13 protein-coding genes are annotated in these 16,613 nt (G+C 71.7%); 7 read left to right on the top strand and 6 right to left on the bottom strand.

Annotated features, from left to right (window positions below):
* Positions 1-36: 36 nt before the first annotated feature.
* The 3 genes from MMA15_RS13150 to MMA15_RS13140 form a co-directional block, all read right to left on the bottom strand.
* Positions 37-2,910 (bottom strand): LuxR C-terminal-related transcriptional regulator, encoded by a 2,874-nt coding sequence (locus MMA15_RS13150; RefSeq protein WP_241059677.1) that lies wholly within the window; start codon positions 2,908-2,910, stop codon positions 37-39.
* A gap of 30 nt (positions 2,911-2,940) precedes the next feature.
* Positions 2,941-4,848: a TIGR03767 family metallophosphoesterase gene (locus MMA15_RS13145; RefSeq protein ID WP_241059675.1), complete on the bottom strand. Its 1,908-nt coding sequence runs from the start codon at positions 4,846-4,848 to the stop codon at positions 2,941-2,943.
* Between the two features lie 264 nt (positions 4,849-5,112).
* Positions 5,113-5,616, bottom strand: coding sequence for a hypothetical protein (locus tag MMA15_RS13140; RefSeq protein WP_241059673.1), 504 nt, complete (start codon positions 5,614-5,616; stop codon positions 5,113-5,115).
* A gap of 186 nt (positions 5,617-5,802) precedes the next feature.
* Here MMA15_RS13140 and MMA15_RS13135 point away from each other — a divergent pair, with 186 nt between their 5' ends.
* Positions 5,803-7,446 (top strand): VanZ family protein, encoded by a 1,644-nt coding sequence (locus MMA15_RS13135; RefSeq protein WP_241059671.1) that lies wholly within the window; start codon positions 5,803-5,805, stop codon positions 7,444-7,446.
* A gap of 142 nt (positions 7,447-7,588) precedes the next feature.
* Entirely contained in the window at positions 7,589-8,557 is a 969-nt protein-coding gene (locus MMA15_RS13130) for an AraC family transcriptional regulator (RefSeq protein ID WP_241059669.1), read from the top strand.
* A 222-nt stretch (positions 8,558-8,779) separates the two neighbouring features.
* Here the strand turns inward: MMA15_RS13130 and MMA15_RS13125 are convergent, their stop codons facing one another.
* Both MMA15_RS13125 and MMA15_RS13120 read right to left on the bottom strand, forming a co-directional pair.
* Positions 8,780-9,589 carry a hypothetical protein gene (locus tag MMA15_RS13125; RefSeq protein ID WP_241059667.1) on the bottom strand — a complete coding sequence of 270 codons (810 nt, stop codon included), beginning with the start codon at positions 9,587-9,589 and terminating at the stop codon, positions 8,780-8,782.
* Positions 9,586-10,482, bottom strand: a complete 897-nt coding sequence (locus tag MMA15_RS13120) for a hypothetical protein (protein ID WP_241059665.1) — start codon at positions 10,480-10,482, stop codon at positions 9,586-9,588. Before MMA15_RS13120 ends, MMA15_RS13125 begins: the two co-directional genes overlap by 4 nt.
* A gap of 355 nt (positions 10,483-10,837) precedes the next feature.
* Here MMA15_RS13120 and MMA15_RS13115 point away from each other — a divergent pair, with 355 nt between their 5' ends.
* Together MMA15_RS13115 and MMA15_RS13110 are read left to right on the top strand one after the other, a co-directional pair.
* Positions 10,838-12,151 (top strand): ABC transporter substrate-binding protein, encoded by a 1,314-nt coding sequence (locus MMA15_RS13115; RefSeq protein WP_241059663.1) that lies wholly within the window; start codon positions 10,838-10,840, stop codon positions 12,149-12,151.
* A gap of 92 nt (positions 12,152-12,243) precedes the next feature.
* A complete protein-coding gene (locus MMA15_RS13110; RefSeq protein WP_372498235.1) occupies positions 12,244-12,726 on the top strand; it encodes a nucleoside deaminase in 483 nt (160 codons plus the stop codon).
* 112 nt (positions 12,727-12,838) lie between these two features.
* Here MMA15_RS13110 and MMA15_RS13105 read toward each other — a convergent pair whose 3' ends face one another.
* Positions 12,839-13,402 (bottom strand): snapalysin family zinc-dependent metalloprotease, encoded by a 564-nt coding sequence (locus MMA15_RS13105; RefSeq protein WP_372498234.1) that lies wholly within the window; start codon positions 13,400-13,402, stop codon positions 12,839-12,841.
* 222 nt (positions 13,403-13,624) lie between these two features.
* Here MMA15_RS13105 and MMA15_RS13100 point away from each other — a divergent pair, with 222 nt between their 5' ends.
* The 3 genes from MMA15_RS13100 (at position 13,625) to MMA15_RS13090 (ending at position 16,426) form a co-directional block, all read left to right on the top strand.
* A complete protein-coding gene (locus MMA15_RS13100) occupies positions 13,625-14,032 on the top strand; it encodes a VOC family protein (RefSeq protein ID WP_241059659.1) in 408 nt (135 codons plus the stop codon).
* A 100-nt stretch (positions 14,033-14,132) separates the two neighbouring features.
* Positions 14,133-14,858: a class I SAM-dependent methyltransferase gene (locus tag MMA15_RS13095; protein ID WP_241059657.1), complete on the top strand. Its 726-nt coding sequence runs from the start codon at positions 14,133-14,135 to the stop codon at positions 14,856-14,858.
* A 335-nt stretch (positions 14,859-15,193) separates the two neighbouring features.
* The gene (locus MMA15_RS13090) at positions 15,194-16,426 is read left to right on the top strand and encodes a PP2C family protein-serine/threonine phosphatase (RefSeq protein WP_241059655.1); all 1,233 of its coding nucleotides are present in this window, start codon (positions 15,194-15,196) and stop codon (positions 16,424-16,426) included.
* Positions 16,427-16,613 lie beyond the last annotated feature (187 nt).

Raw genomic sequence — 16,613 nt, 5'->3', positions numbered from 1 at the left:
GACGGTCGCATGCGGGCACCCGAAAAAGCCAGCCCCTCACGCCGTCCGCCCCGGGCCAGCCTGCCCCAAGTGCCCCAGCCGGGCGGCGAGTTCACGGCGGGTGGCGATGCCGAGTTTCGCGTACGCCTTCTGGAGGTGGTTGTCGACGGTACGCACCGACAGCGCCAGCTCCGCCGCTATCTCCTTGCTCTGCTCGCCCGCGGCGGCCAGATCCGCGATCTCCCGCTCCCTGTCGGTCAGCGAAGCGGCGGCGCCCACCGTCTCCAGCAGCGGCGTACGCGCGCCCTCGCAGTGCGTCTCCGCGACCGTCCCGGAACGTACGGACGCCGCCGTCGCACGGCGGCGCTCACCGCGACGGAGCCACACACGTGCGGCTGCCGCGGCGGCCTCGGCGGCCGGAAGATGAGCGCCCAGGGCCTCCAACTCCTCGCTCGCCTCCATGAGTTGCTCCGGCTCCCCGGCGGCCAGCGCGGCGGCCAGCCGGGCACGCACCGACGCCAGCGCCCCGTCGCACCGCTGCGCGATCTCCGCCAGCCGCGCGGCGACGTCCGCGGCGCCGCCGAGTCGTGCCACATCGGTCAGCAGCAGCCCCTCCGAGGTGATGTGCCCGGTGGAACGCGCCGCTTCCGCCGCCTCCAACAGCACCTTCCGTGCCTTGCTGCGGTGGCCGCCGGAGGCCGACAGCCAAGCCTCGCCGAGGCGTTCCTCACCGACGGAGAGATAGCCGGGCGAACCCCCGGCCATGGAGTCCAGCTCGGTGAGGGCGTTGCCTGCCGCTTCGGGGTCGCCGAGCACCGCCGCACAGGCGGCCAGCCCGCTGAGTGCGATGCGCAGCAGCTTGGCCTGGCGCTCGCGGCGGGCGAGCGCGGCGAGTTCGGCGTACATCCGGCGGGCCGTGGCGGGATGCCCCGCGAGCCACTGGGTACGGGCGTTCAGTAGCGCCGGGAAGATCCGCAACAGCGGGCTGTGGCGGGCGAGTTCGCTGCTCACGCTCTCACCGAGCGCCGCGGCCTCCGCCAGCCGCCCGCCCTCGGCCAGTGCGAGCACCATCGTTCCCTGCTGCACGGCGGGGTGCGCGGGGCGTGACTCTTCATCGGTCAGCACATGGGCGGCGTGGGCGCGTTCGGCCCATTCGACGGCGTCGCCGACGCGTCCCACGAGTACGAGGGCGAGGGTGCGCACGGCCGCAGCGCACAGCCACATGCGTCTGTCGAGGGCCTGGTAGGCCTCGGGTTCCAGCAGTTCCAGCAGCTTCAGGCCGGCGACGGGCTGTCCGCTGGCGAGCCTGATGAACCCCTCGTTGACGAGGAGGAGTTCGCGTACGGGCTCGAAGGAGGCGGCGGTGCGCGCGGCCTCGTTGACCTCGAGTATCTCGTCGAGGGGCGCGTTGCTCACCAGGAGGTTCGTCGTCCTGGTGACGGTGATCGCTATTCGTTCCGCCTCGTCGCGTGCCGTCTCGCCCGCCTGCGCGAGGACGGCGTCGGCCAGGTCCCAGCTTCCCGTGAGGAAGTACGCCTCGCCCTGTACGAGCCTGGTGCCGGCGTCGTGGTGGGACTCGGGCAGCGCGTTGAGGAACGTGAGCGTACGGGGGTGGTCGTGGGCGTAGTGGGCGAGGTGTGCGGCGCGCAGCAGCAGCGCAGGGTCGGCCTTGCCGGTCGCGTCGAGCCGCCAGGTCGCGATGCGCAGCGCGTCTCCGCGTCTGCGGGCACCGAACTCCTCGATTCTCGCGGCCTGTTCGAGCTGGATCGCCCTGTGCCGCAGTGCCGGCACCGCGTTGCGCAGCACCTCCTCGTAGAGAGGGTGGGCGAGTGAGACGCGGGTGCGCCGCCCGTCGGTGCCGAAGCGGATGAGGCCGTCGCGTTCCAGGTCCGTCAGCACATGCTGAGGGGCGGCGGTCTCCAGGGCGGCGAGCGGGAGCGCCCCGCAGCAGGCGAGGAGTTCGAGCGCGTCACGGCCGGGTCCGGCCACGGCGTCCACTTTGACGCGGATGAGTTCGGACAGCCGCAGCGTCGTCCAGGGCGCCGTGCGCTGAGCGGCGGTGTGCGTTCCCGTGCGCGTCGCCGGGGCGGCGCCGGTGCCCTCCTCCCATGTCTCGGTGCGTGCCTCCCAGACCTCGCCGTCGCTGGTGAGGGCGCCGTTCTCCAGTGCGCCGCGCACGAGTTCGCGCAGGAAGAGGACGTTGCCGCCGGAGACCTCGTGGAGGTCGCGGACGGTGGTGCTGCCGACGGGCCCGCCGAGCACCTTCTCCAGCAGGCCCTCCGTACGGCGCAGATCGAACACTCCGAGTTCGGCGTGGTGGATCGCCTCGCCCGAAGTCAGCGCCTCCACCGCTTCGTTGGGCTCCTCGCCGGTGCGGATGGTCGCGATGAGCGTGATCACACCGGCGTCCATGAGCTGGCGCAGCAGCATCGCGGACGTCGCGTCGAGCAGATGGATGTCGTCGACGAACACGGCGGTCGGCGCACGGCGGTCGCGCCCGGGACGCGGCCTGCTCCGGGGCCCGCTGCTTCCGGGGCCGCCCCGGGCTGCGCTTCCGGAACCGCTCCGGCGCTCGTCGGAACCGCCCCGGGAACCGTCCCCGCTTACGCCCCGCAAGGCGTCGGCGACCGCCGCGAAGCCCCTCACCGGATCGGAGAGGTCCACCCCCGTCGGCAGCAGATGGGCGATCGCACCGAGCGGCACAGTCCCGGCGGCGGTGCTCGCCACGGCACGCCCGGTGCGGAACCCGGAGCGCTCCGCGACGGCCAGGATCTCCTCCGCCAGCCGGGACTTGCCGACACCGGCCTGCCCGAAGACGACCAGCCCCTTGCAGCGTTCCTCGGTCAAAGCACGTGTGAGACGGGCGAGTTCCTCGTCCCGCCCGTGCAGAGGCCAGCCGGCCCCCGGCTCCGGCACACGCGAGTGGTCCATGCCGTAACTGTACGCACGAGAACGCGCCTGTCAGCGGGTCTGCGCAGGCATCCGCGCAGGTGTGCGCGCGAGCGTCCGCGCAGCCGCCGGGCGTCCCTGCCCGCGGAGTGCCGCGCCGGCACGGTGCTTGCCGCGCGGCGCCCTCAGCCCGGCGACGGGGAACGGCGCGGGCAGCAGCAGCTCCGCGTTGCGGTCCTTCTCGGTGCCGCGGTGGCTCTCGTCGACCTGGATGTCGTTGACGGCCAGCTCCCTCGCCAGGGACGCCAGGGCCTTGGGGCTGTCCAGATCGCCGCCGTTGCTGAGGGGCGCGTCGATGTCGAGCACGGTCGTGAAGATCGACAGGGCGTCCCTGCCCTCGCCGTCGCGTCCCGCGCCGATCTCGATGACCCGGCTCTGCACGGGCCAGTCGATGTGCGCGGCGGCCGAGACCTCCCAGAATCCGCCCGGCTTCGGATGGCCCTCGGGCCGTGCGTGCGGCCTGATCTCATTGCGGTGGGTGTGGCCGTTGGCCATCAGGACGACGTTGGGGAAACGCAGCAGCAGCGCCTCGACGTCCTCGCCGGAGCGGTGGTCGTTCTCGGTGTTGTCCATGGTGTGCAGCGGGTGGTGGCAGAAGACGACGATGAGCCGGTCCCGCACCCCCTGCTGTGTCACGGCCTCGCCCGACTCGTCGAAGTACGTGCCGCTGGACTCCTTCAGCCGCTCCTCCAGCCAGCCGAACTGCTCCTCGTCGATGCCGCCGTCGGCGTTGCGAGTGATGTTGTCGAGGCCGCCGGGGTTGGTCGAGTCGAGGGTGATGTACCGGACGGGGTCGTCGTCTCCCGCGGGTATCACGTAGTACGCCTTGTCGCTGCCGGCGGTGAATCCATGGCCCGCGGGGAGCCCTTGGGTGCGCTGATGCTCCTCGATGAACTCCGCGGGGCTGAGCAGCCGCCGTGCGGGATCGGCCGTGACGTCCTGCGACTCGATGCCGTCGAATACGGCCTTGATGACGTCGAGGAGGTCCAAGTCGTCCATGTCGTCGGGGAGTTCGGGGCCCTCGGTCCACTTGGAGCCGTTGACGGTGTGGTGCTTCAGCGAGTGGACGAAGGGCAGGTCGGTGTCGATGGGCAGGTTCCCCTGCGCCATCACGTCGTGGTTGCCGTAGACGGCGTACCAGGGCATGCCGAGCCCGTCCGCGGTGAAGGGCTTGCGTGCCGCGCCCAGCAGGCCCTGGATCTGCGGGAATCCGCGGCTGCCGTAGCGGTTCGCGGGGTCCTGCGGGTCCTCGGGGCGCCAGTAGTGCTCGTCGCGCCCGAAGGCGCCGTTCGCGAAGCTCTCGTCCTTCTCCGGCGAACCCGAGTCCGCCTGTACGGACTTGCCGCCGTCGAGGAGGTCGATGTACCAACGCGTCTCGTTGAGCTGCGCGTTGTCGACGGCGTCGCCCGTGACCACCGTGAAGGCCAGAGGCAGTCCCGTCGCCGGACCCGAACCGAGCTGCTTGAGCGAACGGCACATCGCGTCGACGAGATGCAGCGACAGGAACTCGTGCGCCCGGTAGCCCGCCGAGAACGGCCAGCCCGAGTCCGGCTTGTCGTTGTAGCGGTCGAGGAACTCCACGCGGCTCGGCGACTGGTCGTCGATGATGTGCAGATCGCTCAAGTGCCCGAAGGCGGCGAGGGGTCGGGGCTTCTCCGCGCGCACGGACGTGATGTCGCTCCGGAGCAGATGCCCCTCGCCCTCGCCCTCGACCAGCTTCCGGAACCCCTTCCCGTCGGGCGGTCCTGGCAGCACCGTTCGTTCCAGCGTCGTGCCTGCGCCGTTCGCGGGGTGTGGGGCACCCGACGAGAACAGCCTCGACGCGGCGAGCGCGGCGCGGCCCTTGCCGCCCGCGTCGATGGCTGCCGCGGCGACGCCCGCGGCGGCGAAGGTCAGCATCCTGCGACGTGAAACCGGCACCTGGTCCCCATTCCTCGCTCGAACCGCGGCCGCCGCGGTGGTGGGGCACCGGGCACGCGGTCATGGAAGAAGCAGCGCCTCGCTGGTCGGAGCGAGGGCGAACGCGCGTACGGCCTGCCGTGCGGCATCCGTACGACCGTTGAGGATTCTTGGACGGAACCGGTGCGTACGCATGAGTAGTCACTACTCGGTCTTCGGGCGCGGGCTCCGCTTCACCGTGGAACGCCGCACGCGCCGAGGCTTCCCGAGGCGGCCTCCGAGGCGTTATCCCCCGGTGCCGTCGAGGCGTACGAAGCCCGTGAACAGCGGGGTGATGCTCACCGGGAACGGCCCCGGCGTGCCCGTCTCCAGAGCCGCCCGCACTTCCGCGTCCGGATTCCCGTACACATCGAGCCGTTCGACGGAGCAGTGCTCCATGACCTCGGCGATATAGGGGTCGGACAGCCTCCAGTGGGTGCGGATCGCGTCGGAGTCGCCGTACAACTGGAAGCTGTGCGCCCGCAGTCGGGCCTCCTCGATGAATACGCGCACCATGAGCTGCGGCCCGTGCTCCTCCACGAATTCGACCGCGCGCCGGACGGCCGCACGGAAGCCGTCCAGATGGCCCTCGGTGATCCTCATGGTGTTGTGCAGCAGCACGGGTCCCGAGCCGGCGGATTCTTCGGCAGCCGTCTCGGCCGTCTCGGCGGTCTCGGCGGTCTCGGCGGTCTCGGTGGTCTCAGCGGTCTCAGCGGTGGTCTCGGTCGCGGTGGTCGCGGTGTTCTCCATGTGGTGAGTCTTCGACTTCAACTTCGGTTCAAGTCAAGCCCGTTGGAGCACCATCGGAAGCTATACATGCAAGGTATACATCGTGTGTATAGTGCTTGCCGTGAAGGCTCCGCCCCTGTGCCCGGCGCGTATCGGCATCAGGGCCTGCGCGCCCCCGCCGCACCCGTCACCACGCCGGGAGACCCCATGACGTACACCTATCTGCTGCCGATCAAGACGGCCGCGGCGCTCTTCCCGCTGCTCGCGCTCTTACTGCTGCTCCCCACGGCCGTCGCCCTCTACCGGCGCCACGGTGTGATGACCTCGGGCCGCTTCCTCTCCCTCTTCGCCTTCGTCCACTACCTGCTCACCGCCGCCTGCATGACCGTCGTGCCGCTGCCGGGCGAGGCGGTGGACGTGTGCGCCCGCTACGCGCAGATGGCCGCGCCGCAGCTCATGCCCGGCAACACCTTCGGCGACATCTGGAAGGAGGCACACCACCGGACCGGCCTGGGTCCGCTGCTGATCCACAACCCGGCAGTCGCCGGAGCCGCCTTCAACCTCCTGCTGCTCCTCCCCCTCGGCGTCTTCCTCCGCTATCACTTCCGGCGCGGCCTGCGCGGCACCGCCTGCGCCGGATTCGCCCTCTCCCTCACCTTCGAACTGACGCAGTGGACGGGCGTGTGGGGCCTCTACGACTGCCCGTACCGCCTCTTCGACGTCGACGACCTGGCGATCAACACCTCCGGCGCCGTACTCGGCTGGGCACTGACCGGCCCGGTCGCAAGGCTGCTGCCCGCCCTCGACGCGCTCGACGGCAAGGCGCTCTCCCGCGTGCCCGTGCCCCTCGGCAGGCGGCTGACCGCGCTGCTCGTCGATCTGATCGGCGTCTCGCTGACCACACCGTTCTGTCTGCTCGTGGTCGCCTACGGCGGCGGCGCGGACGATTCCGGGACGCTCCTCGCGGTGCCGCTCGCGGTGTGCGCCGTCTGGTTCGTGGTGCTGCCCTACGCGACGGGCGGTGCGACGCCCGGCAAGCGGCTGCTGCGGCTGCGGCTCGTGACGGACCACGCCGGGCCTGGAGTCGTCTGGCGGCTGACGCTGCGGGCGGCACTGCTCGGCGGCGTACTGCTGCCGCTGTTCTCACTGCTGCTGCTCGCCGCCCTGACGCTCGCCGAACATCCCTCGCCCCTCGCGCTGTCGCCGTCGGCCTGGCCGGGAGACCTCGCGGACGCGGCGGCACGGGCGGAGGCGTACTCACGGGAGATCGCCGCGGCGGCCGCGGCCGCCGGCCTCAGTGTCCTGCTTCCCCTTACGTTGCTCCGCCGCCCCGGGGGCCCTGGGCTCGGGCTCCACGAGCGGCTCTCGGGCGTACGGAACGCGGCGCTGCCGCCGACGGCGGGGGCGGCGGTGTCCGGGGACCGTCCGGTGCAGCCCGATGGCGTCGTATGGAGGGAGCGGGCTGCCGGGGGAGCCCAAGTGGGCGATGTACGGCGGCAGTTCACGTGGAGCGGCGTGACCGCTGGGACGGGCGGGACCGGTATGGGCGTGCGGGCTCCCCGGTCCGGCGCGTACGGCATCCGCTCGTTCGTCCGGCAGCTCGACGAACTTCGTCGGCTGGTCCGGCAGGTCCGGGAGGCGCGGCACCCCCACCGGAGCGTGAGGGTCCACCGCCCCCGTCACGCCCGTCCCCGGTCGTCCTTCACGCTCTCCGTGCCGCCGACCCCGCCGGGCGGCCCTCGCCCCTGGCGGCGCACGCCGCGTGACACCGCGACCGCGGCGGCCACGGCGGAGCCCGTGAAGCAGCCCCCGGAACAGTTCCGGAAAGGGCCCGTCAAGGAGCCCGTCTGAGCGCGGCCCACGTTCACGAAGTCGCAGGTCAGAGGGTTCTGAGCTGCTCACGCCGACGGTCTCGTGCTTCGGCGGCCGAGGAGTACGGTCGAAAGAAGAACCTTGTACGAGATCCCGGCCACCGCTGAGTTCGGAGGCGACCATGACGGTGGAGATGGAGCGGCTGCCAGTCGAACACTCGGAGTTCACCACATCGGATCCGGGCACGGGGGAGGCCCTGAGCGCCGAGATGTTCGGTTCCTTTCAGCCGCGCTACGCCCAGTCCGAGGAGTTCACCTTCGGGGGCAGGCGTACGACCGCCGGGGACATGAGCCTCGACCACCTCGTGCATTCGAGGATGAGCATCGAGTGCGCCCCGCTCGACTACCTGATGTTCACCTTCGTCAGGGGCGGCACGCTGACGTTCACGGCAGGCGACTCCGAGACCCGGCTGCGTATCGGCGACACGGCAGTGAGCCCCATGCACGTTCCCCTGACCATCAGCTGGGACCGGCTCAGCAAGGAAGTCATATCGATTCCCATGAAGGCCGCCCAGGACGCCGCCGTCGAGTACGGAGCAGACGGCGATCTGCGCTTCGTAGGGACCACGCCGGTCTCCCCGGCGATGGACCGGTTCTGGCGCTCCACGGTCGGCTTCGTCGCCAGCCGGCTGGAGTCTCCGGACACTCCGCTCGGCGAGCCGCTGGTCTATGCGCAGACGCTGAACCTGCTCGCGACGGCCGCGGTGAAGACGTTCCCGAACACCACCATGGAGGCCGACTACCAGCCGGGCCCCGGCCGGGTCTCCGCTGCCGTGCTGCGCCGGGCGGTCGCCTTCATCGAGGCCCGGGCGGACCGTCCGCTCTCGCTCATCGACATCGCCGCCGCGGTGTCGGTGTCACCGCGTGCCCTCCAGCACGGCTTCGTCCGGGAGTACGGCACGAGCCCGCTCGGCTACCTCCACCGCGTCCGCCTGGAACGCGCCCGCCGTGACCTCCAGGCCGCCGACCCCAAGACGGGCGTGGCCGTCGACTCGGTCGCCACCCGCTGGGGTTTCCCCAACCCGAGCCGCTTCACCACCGTGTACCAGCAGACGTACGGGCAACTGCCCGGCCACACCCTCCGCACCTGACACGGACAGCGGGTTCCCGACCGTCGGGTGCGGAGACACCCCCGGCTCACGTGTCCGGCTCGCGTGCATGGGCCGGGGTCTCGGCCCGTGTCCTCGGCTTACGAGCCCGGTGCCCGTGCGCCCGGTGCCCGTGAGCCCGGTGCCCGTGAGCCCGACGCCCGCGTGCCCGAGATCCGTGCGCTCAGCGTGCCCGCCGCCCGCGCCGTTCAACGCTCCTGCCCGCTACGCCCGCAGCAGTTCCGTGAGCCTGTCGTCCACGTCGTCCCCACGGCCCGCCGCCCGGCTCGGCACCAGCCTGTCCCGGTCGCCGGGGTCTCTGGCGAGGATGTGCAGCCGTCCGTCGGTGCGAGCGAGCACCAGATCGGTGCTGGCGTCGGCGACCTCCGCCGAACCCTGCGCGGTGTAGTGGGTGACGGTGATCAGCGCGGAACGTTCCGCCTCTGCGAGCACCGCTTCGGCGTCGACGTCCTCCGGGGCCTGCTCCGCCTTACGGCCCCGTGGCAGCCAGTCGGTGAGCGTCCGCAGCGCCTCGTCGATCTTGTGCAGGCCGATCTGGTGTACGCCGAGCGCGTCGATCCGCACCATCAGGCAGATCTCCTCGGGCTGCGGCAGCAGCAGGATGCGCCAGGGCTCCCCGGGCTCCGTGCCGGTCGTCCGGGCGTCGAGCACCTTGCGGGCCCTCCGCTGGAACGCCACCACGATGCCCAAGTCCCCCCGCACCTGGACCTGTTCACCCGAGGACCCGGCCAGAAGCAGTTGGCGTGCGGCCAGCGAACGTACGGCCTCCGCCAGCACGTCGTCGTCCGGCCGTGCCTCCAGGAAGTCCACGATCGCGTCCACGGCGGTGAGTTCGGCCACGGTGTACGCACCCAGCAGCACCGGTCCCGTGTCCACCAGGTTCAGCACGGCCGGGACGAGCCCCTCCGGAACGGACGCTTCGCCCGGCCCTTCGCCGCTCTCCCGCGGGGCCTGCCGTGCTCCGTCAGGTGATCCGTGCGGGTCCGATGGCTCTTCGCGCCCGGCGTCGCTCATGCCGCCTCTCCCTCCGGCCGCTGCCTTCCCGGCCGTCCCCCGTGAACTCCTTGAGACCGCCCGCCCTGCGGCTGCCTGCCTGCCCGTCGCCCCTCCGGCCGTCCCTCGTCCAGCCATGTCCTGACCGCCGCCGGCGGCCGGGGAGTCTCCCGTAGGACCGCGGCGGCGACGCTCGACGCCGTCTGCGCGACCCAGACGTCGGAGTCGCCGAACAGCCCACGCCCGGCCCGGCCGGAGAGCGCGCACCCCAGTTCACCCGCCAGATCCGTTCGGTCCGGGGGAGGGAAGCGGGACGCCAAGTCCCGTGAGACGGCGGTGAGATCGTCGTCCTCCTCGATACGGCGCAACGCCCGCGTCAGCGACCGCGCGACCGGAGGCGTCAGGGACGTCGGCACCGCCAGCGCGGGAGAGAGATACATCGGGCGCCGCTCGGTCATCCGCGACAGGCCCCAAGGGCCCACGTTGCTGCGGGTGACCCGGTAGACGACGTAGTCCATGAGATGGCGCAGGTCGTTCGGGCCGGGCAGCTTCCGCTCCCCGAAGGCCGCCGGTGTCTTCTCCAACTGCACCCAGGTGCCCTGCGCCGTTCGGCCGTGCAGCTTCTCCCGCACGACCTGGCCCCGCATCCCGATGTCCGGATAGCGCGTCTTGTCGATGTCCCGGTGGTGACTGGACAGCCGCGGGCGGCTGCCTTTCGCGGACCGCCAGTCCTCGTACAACTGCGGGTCGTCGACGAGCACATGGCCGCCGCACAGCACGTCGTGGAGCTGCGGCACCTGTAGCCCGTTGCGTTCCAGGTCCGAGAGGATCAGCGCTTCGCCCGGTCCGAGGCGGCGGACCGCCGTCAGCAGGCCCTTGCGGTACGGTCCTGCCCTCGCGGTGATCTCGATCATGAGCCGGACCCTTCGGCGCTCCAGCTCGGCGTCGGCGGCACGTGCGTCGCGCCGCCGGCCTCGTACGTCCCCGGCGCCCGCCTTGCGGGATCTACCGGCGCGACGGACCGGCGCCGGAGTGCGCTTGCGCTTCACAAGACCAGTCCAGCACGCCCGGCGGCGGCCCGCAGGGTCAGGCAGCCCGCATGGGGGGCGGCCGTGCGGTCCGGCGGCCGTCGACGCAACGGTGCGGCCGTCGACGCGACGGTCCGGCCGTCGACGCCGTGGCCCATCGCCGCGGGTGTTCACGCTCGTGTCACCGAGAGTTGACGTACTGGGGCCCTCCCGTTGGTTGGCAGACGGCAGCCTCCACGGCATGACCGCAAGTCGCCGTCGTACCGCACGCCTTGCCGATGTCGTCTCCGTCGCCGCCTGCACCGCGCTGCTGGCGGGCTGCGGGGCGATACCCGGCACGGCCGGGGCCGACAAGGACACGGTCACGGTGATGACGTGGGCACCGCAGGGCACCGAGGCCACCAACATGCCGGGCATGCCCGCGATGGCACAGGCGTACGCACGCTGGGTCAACTCCGAAGGCGGCGTCAACGGCCACCGGATCCGGGTGCTCACCTGCAACGACCACAACGACACGGTGCGCGCGGCCCGTTGCGCGGGACGCGCCAAGAGGGAAGGCGTCGTCGCGGTCGTCGGCTCCTACAGCCAGCACGGCCGCTCGTTCATGCCCGCCCTGGAGAGCGCCGGCATCCCCTACATCGGCGGCTACGGCGTCGCCGACCAGGAGTTCACCAGTCCGTACTCCTACCCCGTCAACGGCGGGCTCCCCGCACTCGTCGCGGGCAACGGCCGCCAGCTCGCGGCGGGTTCCTGCTCCCACGTCTCGCTGGTGCGTCCCGACACCACCGTCGGGGACCAGCTTCCGAGGCTCATCAACGCCGGTCTGGCGGCGGGCGGTTCGGGCCCCGTCACGGACGTGCGCGCCCCGGAGGACGCCTCCGCCTACTCACGTCAGGCACACAAGGCCCTGGCCGACGCCAAGACCTACGCCGCCGCCCGCGCGGGCACGGCGCTGCGCAGCGCCGCCGCGCGAGGGCCATGCGTCACGGCCGTGCTCGGCGGACGCACCGACACCTTCTTCGACTCGTTCAGGCAGCTCAGGAAGGACAGCCCGTACGTACGGACCGCGTCGGTGCTGGGCAGCGTGCAGCAGTCCCTCGTAGACCAGTCCGGCGGACCGCGCAGCCCCCTGGAGGGCGCGTTCGCGACGGGCTGGTACCCCGCCGACGGCGACGCCCGCTGGAAACCCATGAAGCGCGTCATCGAGGAGCACGCCTTCGGCGACAACCGCGTCGACGGCTCGGACCCGGGCGTACAGACGACCTGGATCGCCTACACGGTGCTGCGCCAGGTGCTGAAGTCCATGGACGAGGACGAGTCCGTCACCGCCAAGTCCGTACGCCGCGCCCTCGACCAGGGCGAACCGGTCGGCACCGGCGGCCTCACGCCCAAGCTGAACTGGAACTACGACAACATGCTGGCGGCGCGCGACTTCCCGCGCATAGTCAATACGACGGTGACGTACCAGCGGGTCAGGAACGGCCGTTTGACGCCGGTGCACGACGGCTTCGTCGACGTCCAGAAGACCTTGGAGAACGGAGCCTCGGAGTCCTGAGAATCCCGAACGGGGGTCTGGGCGCCGGGGGTTCGGCAGCCGCCGCGGAAATCCGCTGTCCATGCGCCGGGTGCCGCGAGCAGACTGCCTCCATGACCATGGACGACGTAGACCGGCGGCATCTGCGCCGCTGTGTGGAACTGGCGGCCGAGGCCCTGGAGGCGGGCGACGAGCCCTTCGGCTCCGTCCTCGTCGCGGCCGACGGGACGGTCCTCGGCGAGGACCGCAACCGCGTGGCCTTCGGCGACCGCACCCGCCATCCGGAGTTCCAACTCGCCCGCTGGGCCGCGGAGAACATGACCCCGGAGGCACGGGCGCGCGCCACCGTCTACACCTCCGGCGAGCACTGCCCGATGTGCGCCGCCGCCCACGGCTGGGTCGGCCTGGGCCGCATCGTCTACGCGAGTTCGTCCGAGCAACTGGCAGGCTGGCTTACGGAGTTGGGCGTCCCCGCACCTCCCGTGCGCACCCTTCCGATCCGGGAGGTCGTCCCCGGTGCCGTGGTCGAGGGCCCGTTCCCCGAATTCGCGGAACAGGTACGGGAGTTGCACGGCCGCTTCCACGGCGAGGCGTGAACGCGGGCACGTGGCGTACGTGACGTGATGTGACGCGAGCCTGCCGGGAGGACCGCCGGGGCCGGGGAGGCCGCCGGGCGGTCGGTCCCGGCAGGTTCAGCGGCGACCGGCCTCAGTCCTGGAAGACCAGGGTCCGCTCGAACTTCTCCGTGGCCGCGGACCCCTGGGCGAAGTTCTCCTCGACCTCCGCCTTCTCCGAGGCGTCCGGCTTGGCGTTCGTACACGACGTTCCGGCACTGGCGCCGGACATCAGGCTGGAGCACGGACCCGGCTTGACGTCGGGCAGACCGAGGATGTGCCCCAGCTCGTGGGAGGCGATGCGGATGGTGTCGTGGCCCTCCTGCACGGCCTCGCGGCCCATGTAGACGGTGCCGTTGCCGAGGCTGGTGGTCTCGGCGCGCGGCCATCCGTCGTCGGCGACGATGCGTACGTTGGCCTGCTCACCGTCCTTCACCGGTTCGAGCCGTACGGCCTTGACGCTCTCGTTCCATACGTTCACGCCGCTGTCCACCGCGTCGGCGAACTCGGCGGAACCGCCGGCGTCATAGGTGAGGACCTCGGGTGCGGCAGTGTCGTGGGGGGATTCCGTGGGGGCGGCCACTGCCTGACCGCCCAGCAGGGCGAGCGTCAACGACGTCCCGACGAGGGCCGCCCGTATGGCGTTACGGACCAACACATCAGCCTCCTGGTGGGGGACAGAGCTTCAAGTGTCGGCGGGTTGATGCCCTCTCAGCCCCGGCCGACTCCTCCGTGAGCGCCCCTTCTCCGGAAATCTCCGCCGGAACTCGGCCGGAGATCCCGCCGTCGGGCTCCCCGAGGCCGAGATGCCGCTGTCAGTGCCCCCGACTAGTGTGCGGAATCCGACTGTTCGAATCGTTTCGAGCCATGGAGGCTTGGCATGACATCGCGTCTCAACCCGTATCTCAGCTTCGACGGCGACGCCCGGCAGGCGATGGAGTTCTACAAGGAGGTCTTCGGCGGCACCCTGGCGGTGAACACCTTCGGAGAGTTCGGCCAGCCCGGCGCCGAGCACGCCGACAAGATCATGCACGCGATGCTGGAGACGTCGAGCGGCTTCACCCTGATGGCCGCCGACACCCCGCCGGGAATGGAACACTCCGCCGGCACCAACTTCGCGGTGAGCCTCAGCGGCGACGATGACTCCGAACTGCGCGGCTACTGGAGCAAGTTGTCCAAGGACGGCACGGTCTCGGTCCCGTTGGAGAAGCAGATGTGGGGCGACGTCTTCGGCATGTGCACGGACCGCTTCGGCATCCCGTGGATGGTCGACATCACCGGGTCCTGAAGCGCCTCTCGAACGTTTCCGGATTCGAGAGGTGCCGGATTCGAAAGATCCCGGCGGACCGGCGGAGCCCGTCCACGTGCCCCCGGGCTAGCGTGAGGGCGTGACGCTGTTCATCTCCCCGGAAGGACCGGGCCTCGCCGAGCTCGCCCGTCAGGCGCTGTCGTCCACGCAGCGCGGTTACGACCTGCTCGCGCCGAAGTTCGACGGCAGCCCGTTCCGTACACCGGACGAAGTGCTGGACGCCACCGCCCAAGCGCTGCGCCCGCTGGGGCCGTTCGGGCCGGGGCTCGACCTCTGCTGCGGCACGGGGGCCGGTGTCGAACGCGTGCTGCGGCGCGTGTGCACCGGCCCCCTCACCGGGGCCGACTTCAGCGAGGGCATGCTCGCGCCGGCCCGCCGTGCCGTGCCCGAGGCGCGGTGGGTGCGTGCCGACGCCCGTGCGCTGCCGTTCCGCGACGCGTTCGATCTGGCAGTCAGCTTCGGGGCGTTCGGCCACTTCCTGCCGCATGAACGGCCCACGCTCTTCGCACAGGTCCACGCGGCCCTGCGCCCCGGCGGCCTGTTCGCCTTCCCCGTCGCGGCGCCACCCCGCGTCGGCTCGCTTCCGTACTGGGTGCTGTGGGGATTCGACACCGCGATGCGGGTGCGCAACGCGGTCTGGCGCCCCCGATTCGTCATGTACTACCGGCAGTTCGCCCTGCCCGAGGTGCGTCGCGACCTGACCGCCGCGGGCTTCGAGATCACCACCCTCGCCCTGGACTCCCTCGGCCGCCTCCCGGACGGCAGCCCCCGCTGCCGCCTGGTACTGGCCCGCAGGCGGCAGTGACCCGACTACGGCCGCCGCCGGGAGCGACCGACTTGGCCCGCCGGTCTCTTGGAGAAGTCCGGGCACCCCACCTGAGCCTGGGGCCGAACCGGTGACCACCACCGAAGGCGCAGCGCATCCGATCGTCGCGGTGACGTCCCATCGTTCACGACGACCGCCGGCAACGCCGTACCGCGACCGAAGCCGCGCGCCTTTCTGCCCCGTACGACCCCGTGCGCGCGGAGGCGGCTGTGGATTACGGTCACTCTCGCGAAGCGGCCGTTCACCCCTGGTGAGTGGACGCCCCGGCTGGCCGCCCCCGGGGGCATTGGCCACCTTGGGAGGTGGAGGAGCTGATGCTGCGATCGAGAGAGCGGCACACGGATGGACGCGACGGGCCGGACGGGCGCGCCGGGTCCGACGGGCGTGACGGGCCGGACGGGCGCGACGGCCCGGTGATGCGCGGCGCCCACGCCTTCGGCTCGATGGAGCTGCGCCGCGTCGCCGGCGTCCTGCCTCTGCTGCTGATCGCCCTCGGCGTCGTCCTCGACCTGGTGACCGCTCCCACGCTGACAGGCTCCGCCTTCTTCTGCGCGGCCCCGCTCGCCGCCGCGCCCTTCTTCACGATGGGCGGCACGGCACTGGTCGGCATGGTCTCCGTCGCGGCCGTCGCACTCATGCGCGTGCTCGACGAGATGTCCAACGGCCTCATGGACATCTCCGAGACCGCCTCCACCGCCGTCGTGTCCGCTCTCGCGATCGCCATCAACCGCCACCTGCGACGCAGCGGTGCCGCTCTCTCCTCCGCCCGTACCATCGCGGAGGCCGCCCAGTTCGCGGTGCTGCCGGTGCCTCCCGCACTGCTCGACGGCGTCCAGGTCGCGGCGCGCTACCGGGCCGCGCAGATCGGCGCACGTATCGGCGGGGACCTGTACGCCGTGCAGGAGACGCGTTACGGCGTACGTCTGCTGATCGGAGACGTACGCGGCAAGGGCATGGGCGCGGTGCAGACGGTGGTGCTGCTGATCGGGGCCTTCCGGGAGGCGGCCGATCAGGAGCCGACCCTGGAGGCGGTCGCCGATCGCCTGGAGCGGGCCCTGCTCCGGGAGGGCCCCCGGCGGCGCGACCCCGACTTCGGCGAGGACTTCACCACGGCCGCGATCGCCGAGATCCCGGCGGAGAGCCCGGAGCGCCTGCGCATCGTCAATCGCGGCCACCCGTCGCCGCTGCTGCTCGCCGACGGCGAGTGCCGCTTCCTCGACCCCGCCGTGGCGGCCCTGCCCCTGGGGCAGCCGGACCTGGGCCGGAAGCCGGACCTCATCGAGGAGGTCCCCTTCCCTTACGGGAGCCAGCTTCTGCTCTACACGGACGGCCTCTCGGAGGCCCGGGACGGCGACGGCGCGTTCTTCGAGCCGGACGCCGCGCTGACGGGCCGCTCCTTCGACGACCCCGAGGCGATGCTCGACGCGGTACTCGAGGACGTACAGGCGCACACGAGCGGTGCCACGGCGGACGACATGGCGCTGATGGCCGTGCAGCACAGACCCCGGGCGGAGGGACACAGGCCGCCGGACGATCAGGGCTCGTGAACTCCGCCATGAGCAGCCGGCCTCCTGACCGCCGGGGGTCGCGCTGAACCCTCGCGTCGGAGAACCCGTCGTACGTGCCCTGGCCCGCGCTCCCTGCCCGTGCCCCCGGCCCCGCGCTCCCGCCACCGCGGTGACGCCCCCGCCCCGGGCCACGCCCCCGCCGCCGGGCCGAGGTCCGCTCCGCCGT

The sequence above is a fragment of the Streptomyces marispadix genome (assembly GCF_022524345.1).
GTDB lineage: Bacteria > Actinomycetota > Actinomycetes > Streptomycetales > Streptomycetaceae > Streptomyces > Streptomyces marispadix.
Note: the sequence above shows the minus strand (reverse complement) of the source record. Positions and strands in the feature narration are given on the sequence as shown.

Excerpts from the sequence above, each read along its gene's own strand:
- MMA15_RS13150 (WP_241059677.1), bottom strand. The coding sequence starts at position 2,910 with ATGGACCACTCGCGTGTGCCGGAGCCGGGGGCCGGCTGGCCTCTGCAC.
- MMA15_RS13140 (WP_241059673.1), bottom strand. The coding sequence starts at position 5,616 with ATGGAGAACACCGCGACCACCGCGACCGAGACCACCGCTGAGACCGCT.
- MMA15_RS13135 (WP_241059671.1), top strand. The coding sequence starts at position 5,803 with ATGACGTACACCTATCTGCTGCCGATCAAGACGGCCGCGGCGCTCTTC.
- MMA15_RS13130 (WP_241059669.1), top strand. The coding sequence starts at position 7,589 with ATGACGGTGGAGATGGAGCGGCTGCCAGTCGAACACTCGGAGTTCACC.
- MMA15_RS13125 (WP_241059667.1), bottom strand. The coding sequence starts at position 9,589 with ATGAGCGACGCCGGGCGCGAAGAGCCATCGGACCCGCACGGATCACCT.
- MMA15_RS13120 (WP_241059665.1), bottom strand. The coding sequence starts at position 10,482 with ATGATCGAGATCACCGCGAGGGCAGGACCGTACCGCAAGGGCCTGCTG.
- MMA15_RS13115 (WP_241059663.1), top strand. The coding sequence starts at position 10,838 with ATGACCGCAAGTCGCCGTCGTACCGCACGCCTTGCCGATGTCGTCTCC.
- MMA15_RS13110 (WP_372498235.1), top strand. The coding sequence starts at position 12,244 with ATGACCATGGACGACGTAGACCGGCGGCATCTGCGCCGCTGTGTGGAA.
- MMA15_RS13100 (WP_241059659.1), top strand. The coding sequence starts at position 13,625 with ATGACATCGCGTCTCAACCCGTATCTCAGCTTCGACGGCGACGCCCGG.
- MMA15_RS13090 (WP_241059655.1), top strand. The coding sequence starts at position 15,194 with ATGCTGCGATCGAGAGAGCGGCACACGGATGGACGCGACGGGCCGGAC.